This window comes from Bradyrhizobium sp. 153 (assembly GCF_023073835.1).
GTDB lineage: Bacteria > Pseudomonadota > Alphaproteobacteria > Rhizobiales > Xanthobacteraceae > Bradyrhizobium.
Window position 1 is genome coordinate 58,283 of the sequence record NZ_JADPKH010000107.1, and the last position, 15,391, is coordinate 73,673.

The window sequence follows — 15,391 nt, forward strand, 5'->3', positions numbered from 1 at the left end:
CAACGCTGCAACCGGCCGCGTATCAGTCCATGTCGAGAAGCGCCGGCTCGATGACGCCGGCGCGTTCGGTGATCGCCCGGTATTGCTCGGGCCGCCGGTGGGCCGCAAAATTGAACATCTTGTCCTTGCCCTGACGGCAGAGATCGAGATCGATGTCGGCGACGATGACTTCGTCGGCGAGGGTCTTCGCCTGTGCAACGATCCTGCCATTCGGATCGACGATGCAGGAGCCGCCGATCAGGCCGGAGCCATCCTCGTCGCCCGCCTTCGCCACCGCAATCGCCCAGGTCGCGTTCATGTAGGCGTTGGCCTGTGCGACGAGCGTCGAATGGAAGGTGCGCAGCGCGGCATCCTCGCTGGTCCCGCCGTTCGGATCGTAGGCCGCGGAGTTGTAGCCGATGCACACGAGCTCAACGCCCTGCAGGCCGAGCATCCGCCAGGATTCCGGCCAGCGGCGATCATTGCAGATCATCATGCCCATGATCGCGTGTCCCCACGCCGAACCCGTGCGGAAGGCCGGAAAGCCGAGATCGCCATACTCGAAATAGCGTTTCTCGAGTTGCTGATAGCGCGCGCCCGCCCGCGGCTCGACCGAGCCCGGCAGATGCACCTTGCGATAGCGGCCGATGATCTCGCCGACGTCGTCGACCAGGATCGCGCAATTGTAGCGCCGGCCATCTGCTGTCAGCTCGGCATAGCCGACATAGAAGCCGACGCCGAGCGCGCGGGCGCGGTCGAACAGCGCTTGGACAGCCGGGTTCGGCATGCCGCGCTCGAAATACTGATCGAGCCCATCGCCTTCGAGCAGCCAGCGCGGAAAGAACGTCGTGAAGGCCAGTTCGGGAAACACCACGAGGCGCGCGCCTTGTTCAGCCGCCGCATCCAACAGTTTCAACATGCGATCGAGCGTATGCGCGCGGGTGTCTGCTCTTTGCGTCGGCCCCATCTGGGCGGCGGCAGCACGAAGGACGCGGGTCAAACATTGCCTCCAAATCTAGCGGACTGCTGCCTCGTTAGGCGAACCGATTTTACGTTCGGCAGCACACTTTCCGCAGTGCATTACAAGAAAGCTGGACAGCATTGGCAATCACTCGTGCTATGATATTTTCGGCCAGACTATAACGGGCACGAATAGATGAACCTGCGTCAACTCGAAATTATGCGTGCGGTCGTTCGACACCGGACAACGGTCGCAGCAGCCGAGGAGCTGTCGCTCTCACAGCCAGCGATCAGCAACGCGCTGAAGGCAATGGAGACGCAGGCGGGCTTCGCCTTGTTCGAGCGCGTCAACAACCGCCTGTTTCCGACCGCGGAGGCGATGGCGCTCTACAAGGAAAGCGAGACGATTTTTGCGCTGCATGCCAAGCTGGAAAACCGCGTCCGTGACCTCAGGGAATGTCGCACTGGGCATCTGTCGATCGTCGCAACGCCGCCGCTGGCCTACAGCATCATCCCGCCCGCATTGTCGGTCTTCCTGCGTCGGCGACCGCAGACGCGGATGTTCTTCGACGTACGCCGCTATGAGGGCATCATCGACGGACTGCTGAGCCGGGTCGCCGAGCTCGGCTTCGTGCTCGGCTTCTCGCATCATCCAGGCATCGCGCATGAAGTGGTCCGCGCCGGCGAGATGGTCTGCGTCATGCCGCCGCAGCATCCGCTGGCGGACCGCGCGGTGATCACCGCGTCCGATCTCGTCGATCTACCCTTCATCGGGCTCGAGCGTGGAACACAGTTGGGTGAGGCCGTGCGCGCGAGTTTTGCTTCGGCCGGCGCTTCATTCCAGCCGACCGTCGAGGTGCGATACTGCAACACCGCCTGCGTGCTCGCCGCGGCAGGCATCGGCGCGGCGGTGGTGGATCCATTCTCGCCGCACCAGGCTGGAAATCAAGAGCTGGTCATACGCCCCTTCCTTCCCAAGACACCTGCGCTGGCATACATGCTGTGGTCGGAAGCGGAGCCGATCTCGCGTCTTGCAAGAGTGTTCCTCGATGAAGTCCGCCGAGCAAGCCGGCAGCTTGAATGATGAGGGCATCTTACTGCTGACTGCACAAGCCGACGTCGCACCTGGTCAGGCCGCCCGACTACGCGCGAAATCGTTCTGACGTACCGCCATCATCCGTGTCCGGCGATCCGCAAGGCAAGGTCGAGTGCCCGCAACTCATCCGGCGTCGCCGGCGGCTGCGGCGGCCGCACCGCGTCGCATGACAGACGTCCGAGCAGCTTCAGGCAGGCTTTGAGCCGCACCGTTGCCCGTCCTCCGGGCGGATCGCGGTAGATCGCACCTGCCAGGGGATACAGCTTCTCGTGCACTGCGCGAGCCCGCGGCCAATCGCCAGCCTCCGCCGCGATCCAGAGGCTGACCACTAGTTCCGGAACGACACAGGCGAGACTGACTTGGCTGCCGGCCGAGCCGACGAGATAACTCGTCAGCAGGTGCTCATCTCCCGAGCCGAGCACGACGAAGTCCGACCGCAGCTTGCGGATCAGCCTCAGATTCTGTTCGTAGGCAGCGACCTCCCAGCTGCCCTCCTTGATCGCGACGAAGCGAGGATCGGCGACGAGCTGCTCGAGCAGCGGCGATGCATAGGTCATCGCACCCGCACCGACCGGCGCGGCGTAGAGCATCAGCGGCACGGTCGTGGCATCGCGGATATGGCGGTGATGTTCGATAACACAGCCGTCGGCGTGACCGAGCGCCCAGCTATTGGGCGGAAAAACCAGCAGACCGTCCGCACCCGCCTGCTCCAGCGTGGCTGCCTCTCGCGCAGCCTCCGGGCTGGATTCATGATTGACGCCAGAGACGATCAGGCAGTCCTTCGGAGCGTGCTCGCTCGCCAGCTCCACCACGCGCTGCTTTTCAGCGAGGGACAGCACGAAATTCTCGCCGGCGTGGCCGTTGACCAGGAGTCCATTGATGCCGGGCGTGGACGCGACCGAGGCGAGATGCGCGGCGAGCTTTGCCTCATCGATCTCGAAATCGGGCGTCATCGGCACGATCGTCGCAGCATGAATGCCGCGCAGCCGATCTGCGAACGACCGCGAAATTGTCATCCCGCCGGACATCGCCGTCTAGTGAATGATCTGGTCGAGGAACGTCTTCGCCCGCTCGGATTTCGGATGGTTGAAGAAGTCCACCGGCGCAGCCTGCTCCACGACCTTGCCCTCGTTCATGAACACGATGCGGTCGGCGACCTCGCGGGCAAAGCCCATCTCGTGCGTCACGCACAGCATGGTCATGCCCTCCTCCGCGAGCTTTTTCATGGTCTCCAGGACTTCCTTGACCATCTCAGGGTCGAGCGCCGAGGTCGGCTCGTCGAACAGCATGATCTTGGGACGCATGCACAGCGCGCGTGCGATGGCGACACGCTGCTGCTGGCCGCCCGACAGCTGGCCGGGGAATTTCTCGGCCTGGTCCGGAATCCGGACCTTGGTGAGGAAATGCATGGCAAGGTTCTTTGCCTCCGCTTCCGACATGCCATTCACGGTCATCGGCGCCAGGATGCAATTCTCCAGCACCGTCATGTGCGGGAACAGGTTGAAGCTCTGGAACACCATGCCGGTGTCGCGCCTGACCACATCGATGTTTTTGCGCTGGCGATCGAGCTCGACGCCGTTGACGTAGATCAGGCCCTCGTCGTGCTTCTCGATGTGATTGATGCAGCGGATGAGCGTCGACTTGCCCGAGCCGGACGGACCGCAGATCACGATCTTCTCGCCTTTGGCGACCTTGAGATCGACCTCATTCAACGCGGTGAAGTCGCCATAGTGCTTGTAGACGGCCTCCATCCGGACCGCAGGCACCTCACGGAGCTGCGGTTGCGCTGTTGCACCTTCGACGCCGCTCCCCATAGCGGTATTCATCGATGTCTCGCTCATGCGCGAGCCTCCACGCTCGCCTGCACAACCGGCCCCCTCGCGTCGAGGCGCCTCGACTTCGCAGCACTCGACCGACCAAAGTGCTTCTCCAGCCGGCGTTGAATCGCATCCCAGACCGAGGTGAGGATCAGGTAATAGGCGGTTGCCGCCGCATAGACTTCGAGGATTTGGAAATGCTCCTGCATCAGCATGTCGCTGCGGCGCATGAGCTCTTCCACCGAGATCACGGAGGCGAGCGAGGTCGCCTTCAGTAGCGAGTTGATGGAGTTGCCGAGCGGCGGGATCATCAACCGGAACGCCTGCGGCAAGGTCACGCGGCGGAACGTGACCCAGGGCGACAGGCTGAGCGCCCAGGCGGCCTCGCGCTGTCCTGCCGACACCGCCATGAAGCCGCTGCGCACGATCTCGGCGAGATAGGCCGCCTCATTGAGGATCAGGCCGACGAGTGCGCAGGTGATCACGCTGAACTTGATGCCCAGCTGCGGCAAGCCGCTGTAGATCACCACCAGCTGGATCAGCAGCGGCGTGCCGCGGAAGAACCAGATGTAGAAGCGCGCAGCGCCCGCGAGCGCCGGATTGGACGACATGCGCAGCAACGCGACGCCCATGCCGAGGATCAAGCCGCCGACGACCGCCGCCACCGTCAAGCCGATGGTAACGAGCACTCCCTTCATCAGGAAGTAATTGAAGAAGTAGCTGACGGCGGCCGTCGGACTGAAATGGCTCATCGGCTCGTCTCCGTAGATCTCAGGCCGGACCCGGGCCGGCGATCGCAAGCGGCTGGTCGGCCGGCATGCTGGTCAGGCCGAACTTGTCGAACAGCGCCTGGTAGCTGCCATCGGCCCGCATAGCGTTCAGCGCCTTGACGACGGCATCGACCACCATCTTGTTACGGAAGCCGAGCGTCGTGCGCGCGGTGCCGAGCCCGCTCAGCACTTCCTTGACGCGGCCCCGGCTGGTGAGATCGCGCGCCACGCTATCCACGAGCAAGGCGTTGTCGACCTGTCCCGCCAGCAGCGCGCTGACGACGTTGGTGGCAGTGGGAAACGTCCGCATCTCGACGGCGGCTCCGCCTTTCGCCACGCTGGCATCGCTGAGCTTCTTGAGCCAGTTCATCTGGTAACTGCTGACCTCGACGGCGGATGATTTTCCGATCAGATCATTTTCGGTAGCAATTTTTGTGCCGCTGTCGGGGGCCACCACGACAGAGATCGCCTGGATCGCGTAAGGCACCATGTACATCAGCTTGGAACGCTCCTCGGTCCAGAACATCCCGGTATCGATGCCGTCGATGCGGGTCGCGTTGAGGGCGGGAATCATTGCCGGAAAATCCATCCGGACGAGTTCGACCGGAAGACACAACCGCTTGCCGAGCTCGGCGGCGAGCTCGACGTTGAGGCCCTGCAGCTGGCCGTCCTTGTCGACGAATTGCTGCGGCGGATTGGTCGGGTTGATGGAGAGCTGCAACTTGCCGGGCGCGATCAGATTGTCGTCGGTGATTGTGGGCGTACAGGCGGCATGCACCGCCGTGGATGCGAGAACGAGTGCGGCAACAGCACCCAAGCGAAGCAGTGTCGAGACCATGGATACCTCCAGTAACACGCCAATAACTGATGCAGTTCCTCGCCCGGAATTCCCCTCGACGTTTCTTGGATGCGGCCGGCCGGATCTCGCGACACGGCAGGCAGCGTCGTCTTCGATCTGCTCAAGCCGGTCCCGACATCGGCCTGAGCTGGATGCGCATGAAGTTCTTCACCAGGGATTCGAACGGACCGAAGCCCTTTACCCTCAGGAATTCCGGCGTCTCGAATGCCCATCGCCCCGCGACTTCGTACATCGCGGCGTATTTCGGCCCGTCGCCGATGGAGACGAAGCGCTTTGCCGAGAGCCAGCCGGGACAGGCGAGCAGATCGGGGAAATGCCTCTGCTCGTACCAGGCGTTGAACGCAGCCTCGTGCTCGGGGTCGATGTCGACCCGCACGATATGGATGAAGGCTTCGTCCAGCATCGTCTCGTTCCTCATGCCGGACGGATGTCGCCGGCTGCGCGCGCCACACCGACCGTCGTTACAATGGCATCGCACAGCGCAGGTAGAACCGGCAGCAGCGGCGGCCGCGGATCGGCATTGCGGATCAGGCCGAGCGCCTTGAGCCCGACCTTCATGCGCGTGTGCATGTCCATGATCGGCGCAGGCCCGTAAATGGCGCGGACGATCGGATAGAGCCGCTCGTTGACGGCGCGCATCGCCTTGAGGTCGTCGGCGAGCGAGGCCTGCCAGAGCGCTGCGAACAGATGCGGCGCGAGGCTGACGAGGCCGGAGAGAATGCCGTCGCCGCCGACGGCGAGCTGCGGCAGGAACCAGTTGAAGTTCGACGGCAGGATCGCCACGGATGGATCGGCCAGCTTCACCGCCCGCCGGTTCTCGTCATAGGCCAGCATGGTGTCGCTGCCCTCCTTAATGGCGATGACCCTGTCGAGCGCGGCGATCTTGGCCAAGGTCTCCGGCGAGTAGCCAAATCCCGATGCGAGCGGATACTGGAAGATCGACACGGGAATTCCGATCGCGGAGGCGACCGCCTGCACGAAAGCCATTGGCGCGCGCGAGGTCGCCGACGCTCCGCCGCCGAGCGGTGCGGGCGGGAACAACACCGCGCAGTCGGCACCGGCAGCCTCCGCGAGCTGTGCCTGATGGATCACTTCCGCGGTGGAATGCGCGATGATGCCGGCCAATAGCGGCTTGCCGCCGATCTGCCGGCGCGTCCGCTCGATCACCGCCTGACGCTCGTCATCCGAGAGCGATCCACCCTCGCCGGCATGTCCATTGACGAACACCGCCGCGATGCTGTCAGGGCAGGCGCAATAGTCCAGCACGCGGGCATAGCCGTCCCAGTCGATCGAGCTGTCGTCCCTGAAGGGCAGCACGGTCGCGACCGTGACGCCACGCAAATCCGGTTTCTTCATCGCCTTGCTCATGACGGTTTCCGCCGCGGAAATTTCAGGCTCGCGCGCGCCTTCAGCACTTCGAGGCCACCTTCGTTGCGCGCGCTCGCTTCCCAGATGATGGTGCGGGTCTCGTCGTGCTGCTCGGCGATCCAGACGTCGAAGGTGAGCGTATCGCCGTAGAACACGGGACCGGTGAACCAGAACCGGTCCTCCACCGACACGCCGATAGTGCCGACCAGCTCGCTGGTGAGGATGCTAGTGCAGAGTCCCGCAACCATGATCCCCGGCGCCAGCCTGCGGCCAAAGCGCGTCGCGCCGGCATAGACCTCATCGACATGAACGGGACCGAAATCGCCGGTCGCGGCGATATAGAGCGCGCCATCGGCCTCGGTGATGGTCTTGCTCAGGCTGACCCTGTCATTCACCTTGAGATCGTCGAAGGATTTCGGCTCGTACATGGCTTAGGCCCTGGCAAAGGGAACCAGCGTCGCGGTGCCGTCCACCACGGTGGCACCTGAGGGCGACAGCGTGCAGGTGACGCGACAGACCGCGTCGTCGCCGTCAACCGAAACGATCTCGGCCCTGGCCTCGACGGAGTCGCCGACGATCACGGGCGCGGCAAAATTCAGCGCGATGCTGCCGATCCGCCGCGTGGGACCACCGAGCTGGCTGAGGCACGTCGTAGCGAGACCTCCGACCGCGAGTTCGAAGGCGATCATATTCGACGCGCCAGCTTTCTTGGCGCGGACGGCATCGACATAGAGAGCGCCGAGATTGCCGCTAATGCCGGTGAACATCGCCTGCTCGGCCACGGTCATGGTCTTGCGGAAGGCGAAGGCAGCGCCGGGCTCAAGAGGTGCGTGGGACATCGATCGTTTCCCTAAAGCTGCAGGCCGTTCTTGATGGTGCTGCGCGCGACCAGCATGCGGTGAATCTCGGAGGTGCCGTCATAGATGCGGGTGACTCGGGCATCGCGATACATCCGCTCCAGCGGCAAATCCTTGCTGAACCCCATGCCGCCGAACACCTGGATGGCGCGGTCGACCACGCGGCCCTGCATCTCGGAGGCCGCAACCTTGATCATCGAGACCTTGTCTCGCGCATCCTTGCCCTGATCGATGTCCCAGGCGGCGTTCATCACCATCATCTTCACGCCGAAGATCTCGGTGGCGGAATCCGCGATCAGCTTCTGCACCATCTGGAAATCGCCGATCAGCTGGCCGAACTGGCGCCGCTCGCCGGCATGCTTGCGCATCATCTCCAGCGCACGCTGCGCCATGCCGACAGCGCGGGCGCCGATATGGGCGAGCCGGATCTGCAGCACGCTTTGCATGATCAGCTTGAAGCCGCCGCCGACCTCGCCGAGCACGGCCGCTTTCGGAATGCGGCAATCCTCGAAGCTCAGTTCGGCATGGCCATAGCCGCGATGGCCCATCATCGGCTGGGTGCGCGCCACCTTGAAGCCCGGTGTGCCGCGATCGACCAGGAACAGGGTGATGCCGCCGCGGGCACGCTTCTCCTTGTCGGTCAGCGCCATCAGAATCACATAGTCGGCGATGTCGCCGTCGCTGATGAAATGCTTGGTGCCGTTGAGGACCCACTGGTCGCCATCGGGCTGGGCGGTCGTGCTGATTGAGGCGGCGTCGGAACCGGCGCCAGGCTCCGTGATCGCCATGGCGCAGATCTTGTCGCCCTTCACCGTCGGCAGCAGGTAGCGCTCGATCTGGTCGCCCTTGCAGGCCATCAGCATCGGATAGACCTGGCCGAACACACGGCGGATCAGCGCGTCGGACGTCTTGCCGAACTCTTCCTCGACCAGGCAATGTTCGACGCAAGTTAGCCCGCCGCCGCCCACATCCGTCGGCATGTTCATGGCGTAAAGGCCGAGCTTCTGCGCCTTGGACTTGGTGACCGCCAGCGCGTCGGCCGGCACTTTGGCCGTCTGCTCCACGACGTCTTCGAGCGGCTGCACCTCCGTCTCGACGAAACGGCGAACGGTGTCGACCAGGAGACGTGTCTCCTCGGGCACGGAAAAGTCGATCATCGCGCCACTCCCACGGCCTTGCCGGCGATCATCGCATCAATGTCGGCTGCGCCGTAACCGATCTCGCCGAGCACTTCGCGGGTCTGCGCACCGAGCCGTTGCGGCACCAGCCGCACCTCCGGCGTCCGGCCGTCATAGCGCGCGGGATGTGCGATCATCCGGATCGGCGCGCCGCCTGCACTCTCGGCACTCTTGAACACGCCGAGATGCTTAAGCTGGGGATCGGTCTCGAGGTCGCGATAATCCTGCACCGGCGCGTGCCAGATGCCCGCGGCTTCCAGCGCGGGCAGCCATTCCGCCGTCGGCTTCTGCTTCAGCCTGATAGCAACGATCCGCGTGATCTCCTCGCGCTTCGAGAAACTGTCGCCCTCGCCGAATTGCTTCAGCTCTTCGCTATCCAACGCGACCGCGAGCGCTTTGGGCGTGGCCATCGAGATCGCCATATGACCATCCCCCGTGGCGTGAACGCCGTAAGGCCCGGGGCTGAACCACGCCGCGATGCCGGCCGGGCCGCGCGGCGTCGGCGACGGCGCGCCGTTTAGCCATGCCGTCAGCGGCTCGACCTGGAGATCCAGTGCGGCCTGATAGAGGTTGACCTCGACGAGCTGTCCCTTGCCCATCTTCGTCCGGGCGAACAGCGCCGCGAGGATGCTCATGGCGTAGAGCGAGGCGGCATGCTGATCGACGATGACGGCACCGACCGCCGTCGGCTCGCCGTCGGCGCGTCCGGTCCGCATCGCAAGACCCGACATCGCTTGAAGCAAAAGATCCTGGCCCGGACGATCCTTGTACGGCCCCTCCGATCCGAAGCCGGTGGCAACCGCATAGATCAGGCCGGGGTTGATCTCCTTGAGCGTGTCGTAGCCGAGGCCGAGCTTGGCCATGGTGCCCGGCCGAAAGTTCTCCATCACGACATCGGCGGTGGCGACCAGCTTCTTCACCGCCGCAACGCCGTCGGGATGCTTGAGATTGACCGCGAGGCTGCGCTTGTTGCGCCCGGTCGCCAGATGATTGACGCTGTCACCCGCAATGAAATGATTGGCGACCGCCCAGTTGCGCTGAAAGGCGCCCTCGATCGGTTCGACCGCGATGACGTCGGCGCCAAGATCGGCCAGCGTCTGCGCCGCCAGCGGGCCTGCGAGATAATGATTGAAGCTGAGGATCTTGACGCCGTCGAGCAGGTTCATCCGTTCACCTCAGTTTAAGCAGCCGCAACCGGCGCACCGCGCCATGCGAGATCGAAGGTCTTGACCAGGGCGCGTGCGGCCGCATCCTGCGCAGCCGGCAACGGCAGCCGCGGCGGCCGCGGATGGCCGGCTGCAAAACCCATGTGGCCGAGCAGCGCCTTGCTGCCGGCGACGTAGGCCTGGCCGCCGACGAATTCGATCACCGGCAGGTATTTGAGATAGAGCTCGCGCGCTTCCTTGATCGCGCCGTGGTCGGCGACGAAGCTGAAGATGCGAGCCATCTCCGCGGGGACCACGTTGGAGGCCACAGCCACCCAGCCTTGCGCGCCCTCGACGAAGGATTCGAAGCCGAGGATGCCGCCGAACACCGTCATCCTGTCACCGCAGAGGCGGATGATGTCGCGCACGCGCGTCACCTCCAGCGTCGAATCCTTGATATAGAGACAGTTGTCGATCTCGGCGATGCGCGCCACGAGCTGCGGCTTGAGATCGACATTTGCGGTTGCCGGATTGTTGTAGACCATGATCGGCAGCGCGATCGCGTCGGCCACCGTCTTGTAGTGATGGACCAACTCGTCGTCGGTCGGCGTCGAATAGAACGGCGGAATGATCATCACGCCGTCAGCGCCCAGTTTTTCGGCACGGCGACTGAGGCGAACCACCTCACGCGTATCCTCCGCGCCGGTGCCGATCAGCACGGGGACGCGCCCCGCCGCCTGGCGAATGACGACCTCGGCAACCAGCGCCTTCTCGTCATCGTCCATGGACAGGAACTCGCCGGTCGAGCCGAGCGGGATCAACCCGTGAATGCCCTCCACGATCTGCCAGTCGACGAAGGCGCGCAATGCCGCGACATCGACCTCGCCCGCTGCCGTGAACGGAGTGATCATGACGGTGTAGGTGCCGCGGAACGTCTTCATCAGGGAACTGCCGGGTACTCGGGTGGATTCAGGCGATGGATGCCGCCTGCGGAATAACCGCACGCCTTATGCAATCGTTTGCATAAATGTTTCTGCATTGGGCAACACCATCCATTTTTTAAGCTTGATTGGTGTGGAATAAGCTCTTAGCGTTTCTGCAATCGTTTGCAGTTTATCGGCAGGTTTGATGAGCGTCACGCTCAAAGATGTGGCACAGGCGGCCCGCGTTTCAGTCAGCACTGCTTCCCGAGCGCTGACGGGAACCGGCCTGACCAGCGAACGCACGCAGCAGCGGCTGGTGCGCATCGCGCGCGAGCTCGGCTATCGACCGAACCCGATCGCACGCGGATTGAAGACCGGACAGTCGCGGCTGGTGGCGCTTCTCGTCCACAATCTCACCAACGCCTCGTTCCAGGTGATGGCCGAAGTGGTGCAGGCGCGCGTGAAGGCGCTGGGTTATCAGATGCTTCTGTGCATCGGCGGCGACGATCCGCAGCAGGAGAGCGACACCCTCACCACGCTGGTCGACCACCGCATCGACGGGCTGATCGTGGTGCCGACCGGCAAGAACGGCGCGCAGCTCAAGGCGCTCTCGAAGGACGTGCCCATCGTCTGCCTGGTGCGGCGCGACGACGCGACCGATCTCGAGACCGTGCTCGCCGACGATCCGCAAGGCGCATATCTCGGCACGCGTCACCTGATCGAGCTCGGGCACAAGCGCATCGGGCTGATCGTCGGCCGCCAGGACACCACGTCCGGCCGCGAACGGTTGTCCGGCTATGTCCGCGCCCTGCGCGAGGCCGGCATCGTCAGGGACGACACATTGATCCATGCCGGCCATTTCGAGCCCGAGACCGGCGCGACCTCCGCCCGCAAGCTGCTCGACCTTCCCCGCCCGCCCAGCGCGATCTTCGTCGCCAACCACGAGGCAACGCTCGGCGTGCTGCGTGTCACCGCGGAACGGAAGATCGTCATTCCCGACGATCTGTCGCTGCTCTGCTACGAGGACATGCCGTGGTTCGAATGGCATCGCCCGGCGATCAGCATCGTCGACAACGGCGCGCGGGATCTTGCCAATCTCGCCGTCGACCGGCTGCTGCATCGCATGGACGCCAAGGGAAATAGCAAGGGCAACGGCAATGACGGCGTCCGCGAATATCGCGTCGGTGCCCGGCTGATCAAGCGCGACTCCTGCCGCCAGATCGAAGCCCCGGCCCCTGCGAAATCCGGCAAGTTCAAATCGTCTTCATCCAAATCATCTGCGGCCAAATCCGCGAAGGTCTGATCGATGCCGTATGTCGAAGTGCTCGCCCCGCAAGTCCCGTCCCAGCGCAAGGCCGCGGTGGCGCGCTCGGTGACCGACGGCCTGATGTCGGCGTTCGGCGTCGCCGCCGATACAGTCACACTCTATTTCCTGCCGATTGCGCCTGACGACTACGCCCATGCCGGCACGTTCGGCGCGCAGGCTACCGGCCAGCGCATCCTGCTCAAGGTCCACGCCTTCCGCCGCAGCGAGGCTGAGCGTCGCGCCGCCGCCATCGCGCTAACCCGCGGCGTGTGCAGCGCCTATGGCGTGCCGGGCGACGACGTCGCGATCTATTTCCTCGATCGCGCCCGCAGCGAAGTCTCCCACGATTCCAAGCTCGCCAGCGACTGACGGGAGCACGCCATGGACCGCTTCTACAGCCAAGACCAGAAAGCCCTGCGCGAGACCGCCCGCCGCTTCGCCGAAGCGGAGATCCTGCCGCGCGCCGCCGCGATCGACCGCGAGGACCGGTTCGACCGCGCGCTCTACAAGGGCATGGCCGATCTCGGCCTGTTCGGCATCTGCCTGCGGGAAGGCGCCGGTGGCGCGGGTCTCGATGCGATTGCTGCCTGCATCGCGATGGAGGAGCTGGCGCGCTGCTCCGGCGCGGTCGCTAACGCCTTCGCAATTCCCGTCGAGGCCGTGCTGTTCTTCGACCATCACGGCACTGAGGCGCACAAGGCGCTGATCCCCAAAATCCTCAACGGCGACATCATTCCCGCGACCGCCGTCTCGGAACCCGACCACGGCTCCGACGTCGCGGGCATCCGCACCAACGCGGTGCGCGATGGCAATGGCTGGCGGCTCAATGGCACCAAGGCCTGGGTGACGCTCGGCGGCGTCGCCGACCGCATCATGGTGTTCGCGCGCACCGGCGCAGATGCGGGCCATCGCGCCATTTCCTGTCTTCTCGTGGACGGCACCTTGCCCGGCATCGCCCGCGGCAAGAACGAGGAGCTGCTCGGCATGCATGGCCTCGACGACTGCCAGATGACCTTCTCAGACGTGCGCCTCCCCGCCGACAGCGTGATGGGGCCGGAGAACCAGGCCTTCAAGATGGCCATGAGCAATTTCAACTTCAGCCGGCTCATGATGGCCTCGATGGCGCTCGGCATGGCGCAGGCGGCGTTCGAGGACGCCACGACTTACGCAAAGGACCGCAAGCAGTTCGGCCAGGCCATCATCGGCTTCCAGGCCGTACAGTTCATGCTCGCGGACATGTCCACCGACATCGCCGCCGCGCGCCTGCTGATCCACCACGCCGCGCGCCTGCACGATGCCGGCGAGTCGATCGCCAAGGAGGCGGCGCAGGCAAAGCTGTTCACCACTGACATGGCGATGAAGCACGTTTCCAACGCGCTGCAGATCCACGGCGGCAACGGCTATTCGCGCGAGTACCGCATCGAGCGCATCTTCCGCGACGTCCGCCTCGCCCAGATATACGAAGGCACCAACCAGATCCAGCGGCTGATCATCGCCCGCCAGGTCGAGAAGGAGGCCGCGTGATGCGGGAAGCGCGCTCATGCTGAGCATCATCACAGCGGCAGAGGCCGCCGGTCTCATTCGCGATGCTGACACGCTGATCGTCGGGGGAAATGGCGGCACGGGCGCTGCCGAATCGATCCTTGAGGCGCTGGAGCAGCGCTTCCTCGGCGGCCAGGGTCCGCACAATCTGACGCTCATCAACATCACCGGCGTCGGCGCCGTCACCGAGAAGGGTCTCTGCCATCTCGCCCATGAAGGCCTGATCGCGCGCGTAATCGGCGGCAATTTCGGCCTCCAGGTGCCGTTCATGCGCCTCGTCCGCGACGAGCTGATCGACGCCTACAATTTCCCGCAAGGGGTGATGAGCCAGCTCTGCCGCGCCATGGCGGCAAAGCATCCGGGCGTGCTCACCCATGTCGGTCTCAACACCTACATGGACCCGCGGCAGGATGGCGGCCGCATGAACAAGCGCACCACAGCGCCGCTGGTGGACCTGCTCGAGTTGCATGACCAGTCGTGGCTGCTCTACCGCGTGCCCGCCCCGCCCGATGTCGCCATCATCCGCGGCACGTCCGCGGACGAGGACGGCTATATCAGCATGGAGCACGAGGGCACCACGCGCGAGGATCTCTCGATCGCACAGGCCGTGCACAATGCCGGCGGCACCGTGATCTGCCAGGTCAAGCGCATCGTGAAGCGCGGCTCGATCCATCCGCAGATGGTGAAGATCCCGGGCTTCCTGATCGACCACATCGTGCTCGAGCCCGAGCAGATGCAGACCTACGGCACCGCCTACGACCCCGCACGCTGTGGCGAGACGCGCGTCCCGGTGGCGATGATCACGCCCGATCCGCTCACCGAACGGCGGGTGATCGCCCGCCGCGCCGCCTTCGAGCTGCGCCCTCGCGACGTCGTCAATCTCGGCGTCGGCATCTCCGCTATGATCCCCAATGTCGCGGCCGAGGAAGGCATCTCGGACCTGATCACGCTAACGGTGGAATCCGGCGTGGTCGGCGGCGTGCCCGGTCACGCCCGCGAATTCGGCACCGCCATCAATCCACGCGTCATTCTCGATCAGGCCTATCAGTTCGACTTCTATGATGGCGGCGGCCTTTCTTGCGCCTTCCTCTCTTTCGCGGAGGTGGACGAAGCCGGCAACGTCAACGTCACCCGCTTCGGCGAGCGCCGCGACGGCTCCGGCGGCTTCATCGACATCACGCAGAACGCCAAGCGGCTGATCTTCAGCGGCACCATGACCGGCGGCAAGTTCGACATCGGCGTCGAGAACGGCCGCCTGGCGATCCGTCGCGACGGCGCTTTCCGCAAATTCGTGCCACAAGTGGGCCAGATCAGCTTCAGCGCGTCGCTGGCGGCACAGCGCGGCCAGCATGTCAGCTACGTCACCGAGCGCGCCATGTTGGAGCTCGAGAACGGCAGCGTGACCCTGACCGAGATCGCGCCGGGCGCGCGGCTTGAGGAGGACATCCTCGCCCGTATGGATTTCAAGCCGCGCATCAGCCCGCAGCTGAAAGACATGGATCCGCGCATCTTCCGTTCGGGCCCAATGGGCATCGCGCAGAGCTTCAAAGCCCTGCCGGCGCGGCCGCGCAAGGTCGCCTGAGGGATCAGC

18 protein-coding genes are annotated in these 15,391 nt (G+C 64.5%); 5 read left to right on the forward strand and 13 right to left on the reverse strand.

What is annotated here, in order from left to right:
* Nucleotides 1–22: 22 nt before the first annotated feature.
* On the reverse strand, nucleotides 23–979 hold the full coding sequence (locus tag IVA91_RS26880) for an N-carbamoyl-D-amino-acid hydrolase (RefSeq protein ID WP_256464561.1): 957 nt from the start codon (nucleotides 977–979) through the stop codon (nucleotides 23–25).
* 156 nt (nucleotides 980–1,135) lie between these two features.
* Between IVA91_RS26880 and IVA91_RS26885 the strand changes: the two genes are divergently transcribed.
* On the forward strand, nucleotides 1,136–2,023 hold the full coding sequence (locus IVA91_RS26885; RefSeq protein WP_247281363.1) for a LysR family transcriptional regulator: 888 nt from the start codon (nucleotides 1,136–1,138) through the stop codon (nucleotides 2,021–2,023).
* 89 nt (nucleotides 2,024–2,112) lie between these two features.
* Here IVA91_RS26885 and IVA91_RS26890 read toward each other — a convergent pair whose 3' ends face one another.
* The 12 genes from IVA91_RS26890 to IVA91_RS26945 form a co-directional block, all read right to left on the reverse strand.
* Nucleotides 2,113–3,051 carry a dihydrodipicolinate synthase family protein gene (locus IVA91_RS26890; RefSeq protein WP_247281362.1) on the reverse strand — a complete coding sequence of 313 codons (939 nt, stop codon included), beginning with the start codon at nucleotides 3,049–3,051 and terminating at the stop codon, nucleotides 2,113–2,115.
* Nucleotides 3,052–3,069: 18 nt separating this feature from the next.
* Nucleotides 3,070–3,876 carry an amino acid ABC transporter ATP-binding protein gene (locus tag IVA91_RS26895; protein ID WP_275974750.1) on the reverse strand — a complete coding sequence of 269 codons (807 nt, stop codon included), beginning with the start codon at nucleotides 3,874–3,876 and terminating at the stop codon, nucleotides 3,070–3,072.
* Nucleotides 3,873–4,604, reverse strand: a complete 732-nt coding sequence (locus IVA91_RS26900) for an amino acid ABC transporter permease (protein WP_247281361.1) — start codon at nucleotides 4,602–4,604, stop codon at nucleotides 3,873–3,875. The genes IVA91_RS26895 and IVA91_RS26900 overlap by 4 nt, the downstream gene beginning before the upstream one ends.
* Nucleotides 4,605–4,623: 19 nt before the next feature.
* Complete coding sequence (locus IVA91_RS26905; RefSeq protein ID WP_247281360.1) at nucleotides 4,624–5,460, reverse strand: ABC transporter substrate-binding protein; 837 nt, start codon at nucleotides 5,458–5,460, stop codon at nucleotides 4,624–4,626.
* Nucleotides 5,461–5,581: 121 nt separating this feature from the next.
* Nucleotides 5,582–5,884, reverse strand: a complete 303-nt coding sequence (locus tag IVA91_RS26910) for a DUF4286 family protein (RefSeq protein WP_247281359.1) — start codon at nucleotides 5,882–5,884, stop codon at nucleotides 5,582–5,584.
* Nucleotides 5,885–5,895: 11 nt separating this feature from the next.
* Nucleotides 5,896–6,849 (reverse strand): dihydrodipicolinate synthase family protein, encoded by a 954-nt coding sequence (locus tag IVA91_RS26915; protein ID WP_247281358.1) that lies wholly within the window; start codon nucleotides 6,847–6,849, stop codon nucleotides 5,896–5,898.
* Nucleotides 6,846–7,277 carry a MaoC/PaaZ C-terminal domain-containing protein gene (locus IVA91_RS26920; RefSeq protein WP_011086090.1) on the reverse strand — a complete coding sequence of 144 codons (432 nt, stop codon included), beginning with the start codon at nucleotides 7,275–7,277 and terminating at the stop codon, nucleotides 6,846–6,848. Before IVA91_RS26920 ends, IVA91_RS26915 begins: the two co-directional genes overlap by 4 nt.
* 3 nt (nucleotides 7,278–7,280) lie before the next feature.
* A complete protein-coding gene (locus IVA91_RS26925; protein ID WP_247298328.1) occupies nucleotides 7,281–7,688 on the reverse strand; it encodes a MaoC/PaaZ C-terminal domain-containing protein in 408 nt (135 codons plus the stop codon).
* A gap of 11 nt (nucleotides 7,689–7,699) precedes the next feature.
* Nucleotides 7,700–8,863 (reverse strand): acyl-CoA dehydrogenase family protein, encoded by a 1,164-nt coding sequence (locus IVA91_RS26930; RefSeq protein ID WP_247281356.1) that lies wholly within the window; start codon nucleotides 8,861–8,863, stop codon nucleotides 7,700–7,702.
* Nucleotides 8,860–10,050 carry a CoA transferase gene (locus tag IVA91_RS26935; RefSeq protein ID WP_247415298.1) on the reverse strand — a complete coding sequence of 397 codons (1,191 nt, stop codon included), beginning with the start codon at nucleotides 10,048–10,050 and terminating at the stop codon, nucleotides 8,860–8,862. The genes IVA91_RS26930 and IVA91_RS26935 overlap by 4 nt, the downstream gene beginning before the upstream one ends.
* A gap of 14 nt (nucleotides 10,051–10,064) precedes the next feature.
* Nucleotides 10,065–10,973 (reverse strand): 4-hydroxy-tetrahydrodipicolinate synthase, encoded by a 909-nt coding sequence (gene dapA, locus IVA91_RS26940; protein ID WP_247281426.1) that lies wholly within the window; start codon nucleotides 10,971–10,973, stop codon nucleotides 10,065–10,067.
* Between the two features lie 63 nt (nucleotides 10,974–11,036).
* Nucleotides 11,037–11,276 carry a hypothetical protein gene (locus tag IVA91_RS26945; protein ID WP_247281432.1) on the reverse strand — a complete coding sequence of 80 codons (240 nt, stop codon included), beginning with the start codon at nucleotides 11,274–11,276 and terminating at the stop codon, nucleotides 11,037–11,039.
* Between IVA91_RS26945 and IVA91_RS26950 the strand changes: the two genes are divergently transcribed.
* Genes IVA91_RS26950 through IVA91_RS26965 form a run of 4 tightly spaced genes read left to right on the forward strand, consistent with a single transcriptional unit; the run spans nucleotide 11,179 to nucleotide 15,382 of the window.
* A complete protein-coding gene (locus tag IVA91_RS26950; protein ID WP_247281425.1) occupies nucleotides 11,179–12,255 on the forward strand; it encodes a LacI family DNA-binding transcriptional regulator in 1,077 nt (358 codons plus the stop codon). The two genes, IVA91_RS26945 and IVA91_RS26950, sit on opposite strands and share 98 nt — an antisense overlap.
* Before the next feature lie 3 nt (nucleotides 12,256–12,258).
* Nucleotides 12,259–12,627 carry a hypothetical protein gene (locus IVA91_RS26955; RefSeq protein ID WP_247281354.1) on the forward strand — a complete coding sequence of 123 codons (369 nt, stop codon included), beginning with the start codon at nucleotides 12,259–12,261 and terminating at the stop codon, nucleotides 12,625–12,627.
* A 12-nt stretch (nucleotides 12,628–12,639) separates the two neighbouring features.
* Nucleotides 12,640–13,782: an acyl-CoA dehydrogenase family protein gene (locus tag IVA91_RS26960; protein ID WP_247415300.1), complete on the forward strand. Its 1,143-nt coding sequence runs from the start codon at nucleotides 12,640–12,642 to the stop codon at nucleotides 13,780–13,782.
* 16 nt (nucleotides 13,783–13,798) lie between these two features.
* Nucleotides 13,799–15,382, forward strand: a complete 1,584-nt coding sequence (locus IVA91_RS26965) for a CoA-transferase (protein WP_247281352.1) — start codon at nucleotides 13,799–13,801, stop codon at nucleotides 15,380–15,382.
* Nucleotides 15,383–15,391 lie beyond the last annotated feature (9 nt).

Excerpts from the sequence above, each read along its gene's own strand:
- IVA91_RS26885 (WP_247281363.1), top strand. The coding sequence starts at position 1,136 with ATGAACCTGCGTCAACTCGAAATTATGCGTGCGGTCGTTCGACACCGG.
- IVA91_RS26890 (WP_247281362.1), bottom strand. The coding sequence starts at position 3,051 with ATGACAATTTCGCGGTCGTTCGCAGATCGGCTGCGCGGCATTCATGCT.
- IVA91_RS26895 (WP_275974750.1), bottom strand. The coding sequence starts at position 3,876 with ATGAGCGAGACATCGATGAATACCGCTATGGGGAGCGGCGTCGAAGGT.
- IVA91_RS26900 (WP_247281361.1), bottom strand. The coding sequence starts at position 4,604 with ATGAGCCATTTCAGTCCGACGGCCGCCGTCAGCTACTTCTTCAATTAC.
- IVA91_RS26905 (WP_247281360.1), bottom strand. The coding sequence starts at position 5,460 with ATGGTCTCGACACTGCTTCGCTTGGGTGCTGTTGCCGCACTCGTTCTC.
- IVA91_RS26910 (WP_247281359.1), bottom strand. The coding sequence starts at position 5,884 with ATGCTGGACGAAGCCTTCATCCATATCGTGCGGGTCGACATCGACCCC.
- IVA91_RS26915 (WP_247281358.1), bottom strand. The coding sequence starts at position 6,849 with ATGAGCAAGGCGATGAAGAAACCGGATTTGCGTGGCGTCACGGTCGCG.
- IVA91_RS26920 (WP_011086090.1), bottom strand. The coding sequence starts at position 7,277 with ATGTACGAGCCGAAATCCTTCGACGATCTCAAGGTGAATGACAGGGTC.
- IVA91_RS26925 (WP_247298328.1), bottom strand. The coding sequence starts at position 7,688 with ATGTCCCACGCACCTCTTGAGCCCGGCGCTGCCTTCGCCTTCCGCAAG.
- IVA91_RS26930 (WP_247281356.1), bottom strand. The coding sequence starts at position 8,863 with ATGATCGACTTTTCCGTGCCCGAGGAGACACGTCTCCTGGTCGACACC.
- IVA91_RS26935 (WP_247415298.1), bottom strand. The coding sequence starts at position 10,050 with ATGAACCTGCTCGACGGCGTCAAGATCCTCAGCTTCAATCATTATCTC.
- IVA91_RS26945 (WP_247281432.1), bottom strand. The coding sequence starts at position 11,276 with ATGCGCACCAGCCGCTGCTGCGTGCGTTCGCTGGTCAGGCCGGTTCCC.
- IVA91_RS26955 (WP_247281354.1), top strand. The coding sequence starts at position 12,259 with ATGCCGTATGTCGAAGTGCTCGCCCCGCAAGTCCCGTCCCAGCGCAAG.
- IVA91_RS26960 (WP_247415300.1), top strand. The coding sequence starts at position 12,640 with ATGGACCGCTTCTACAGCCAAGACCAGAAAGCCCTGCGCGAGACCGCC.
- IVA91_RS26965 (WP_247281352.1), top strand. The coding sequence starts at position 13,799 with ATGCTGAGCATCATCACAGCGGCAGAGGCCGCCGGTCTCATTCGCGAT.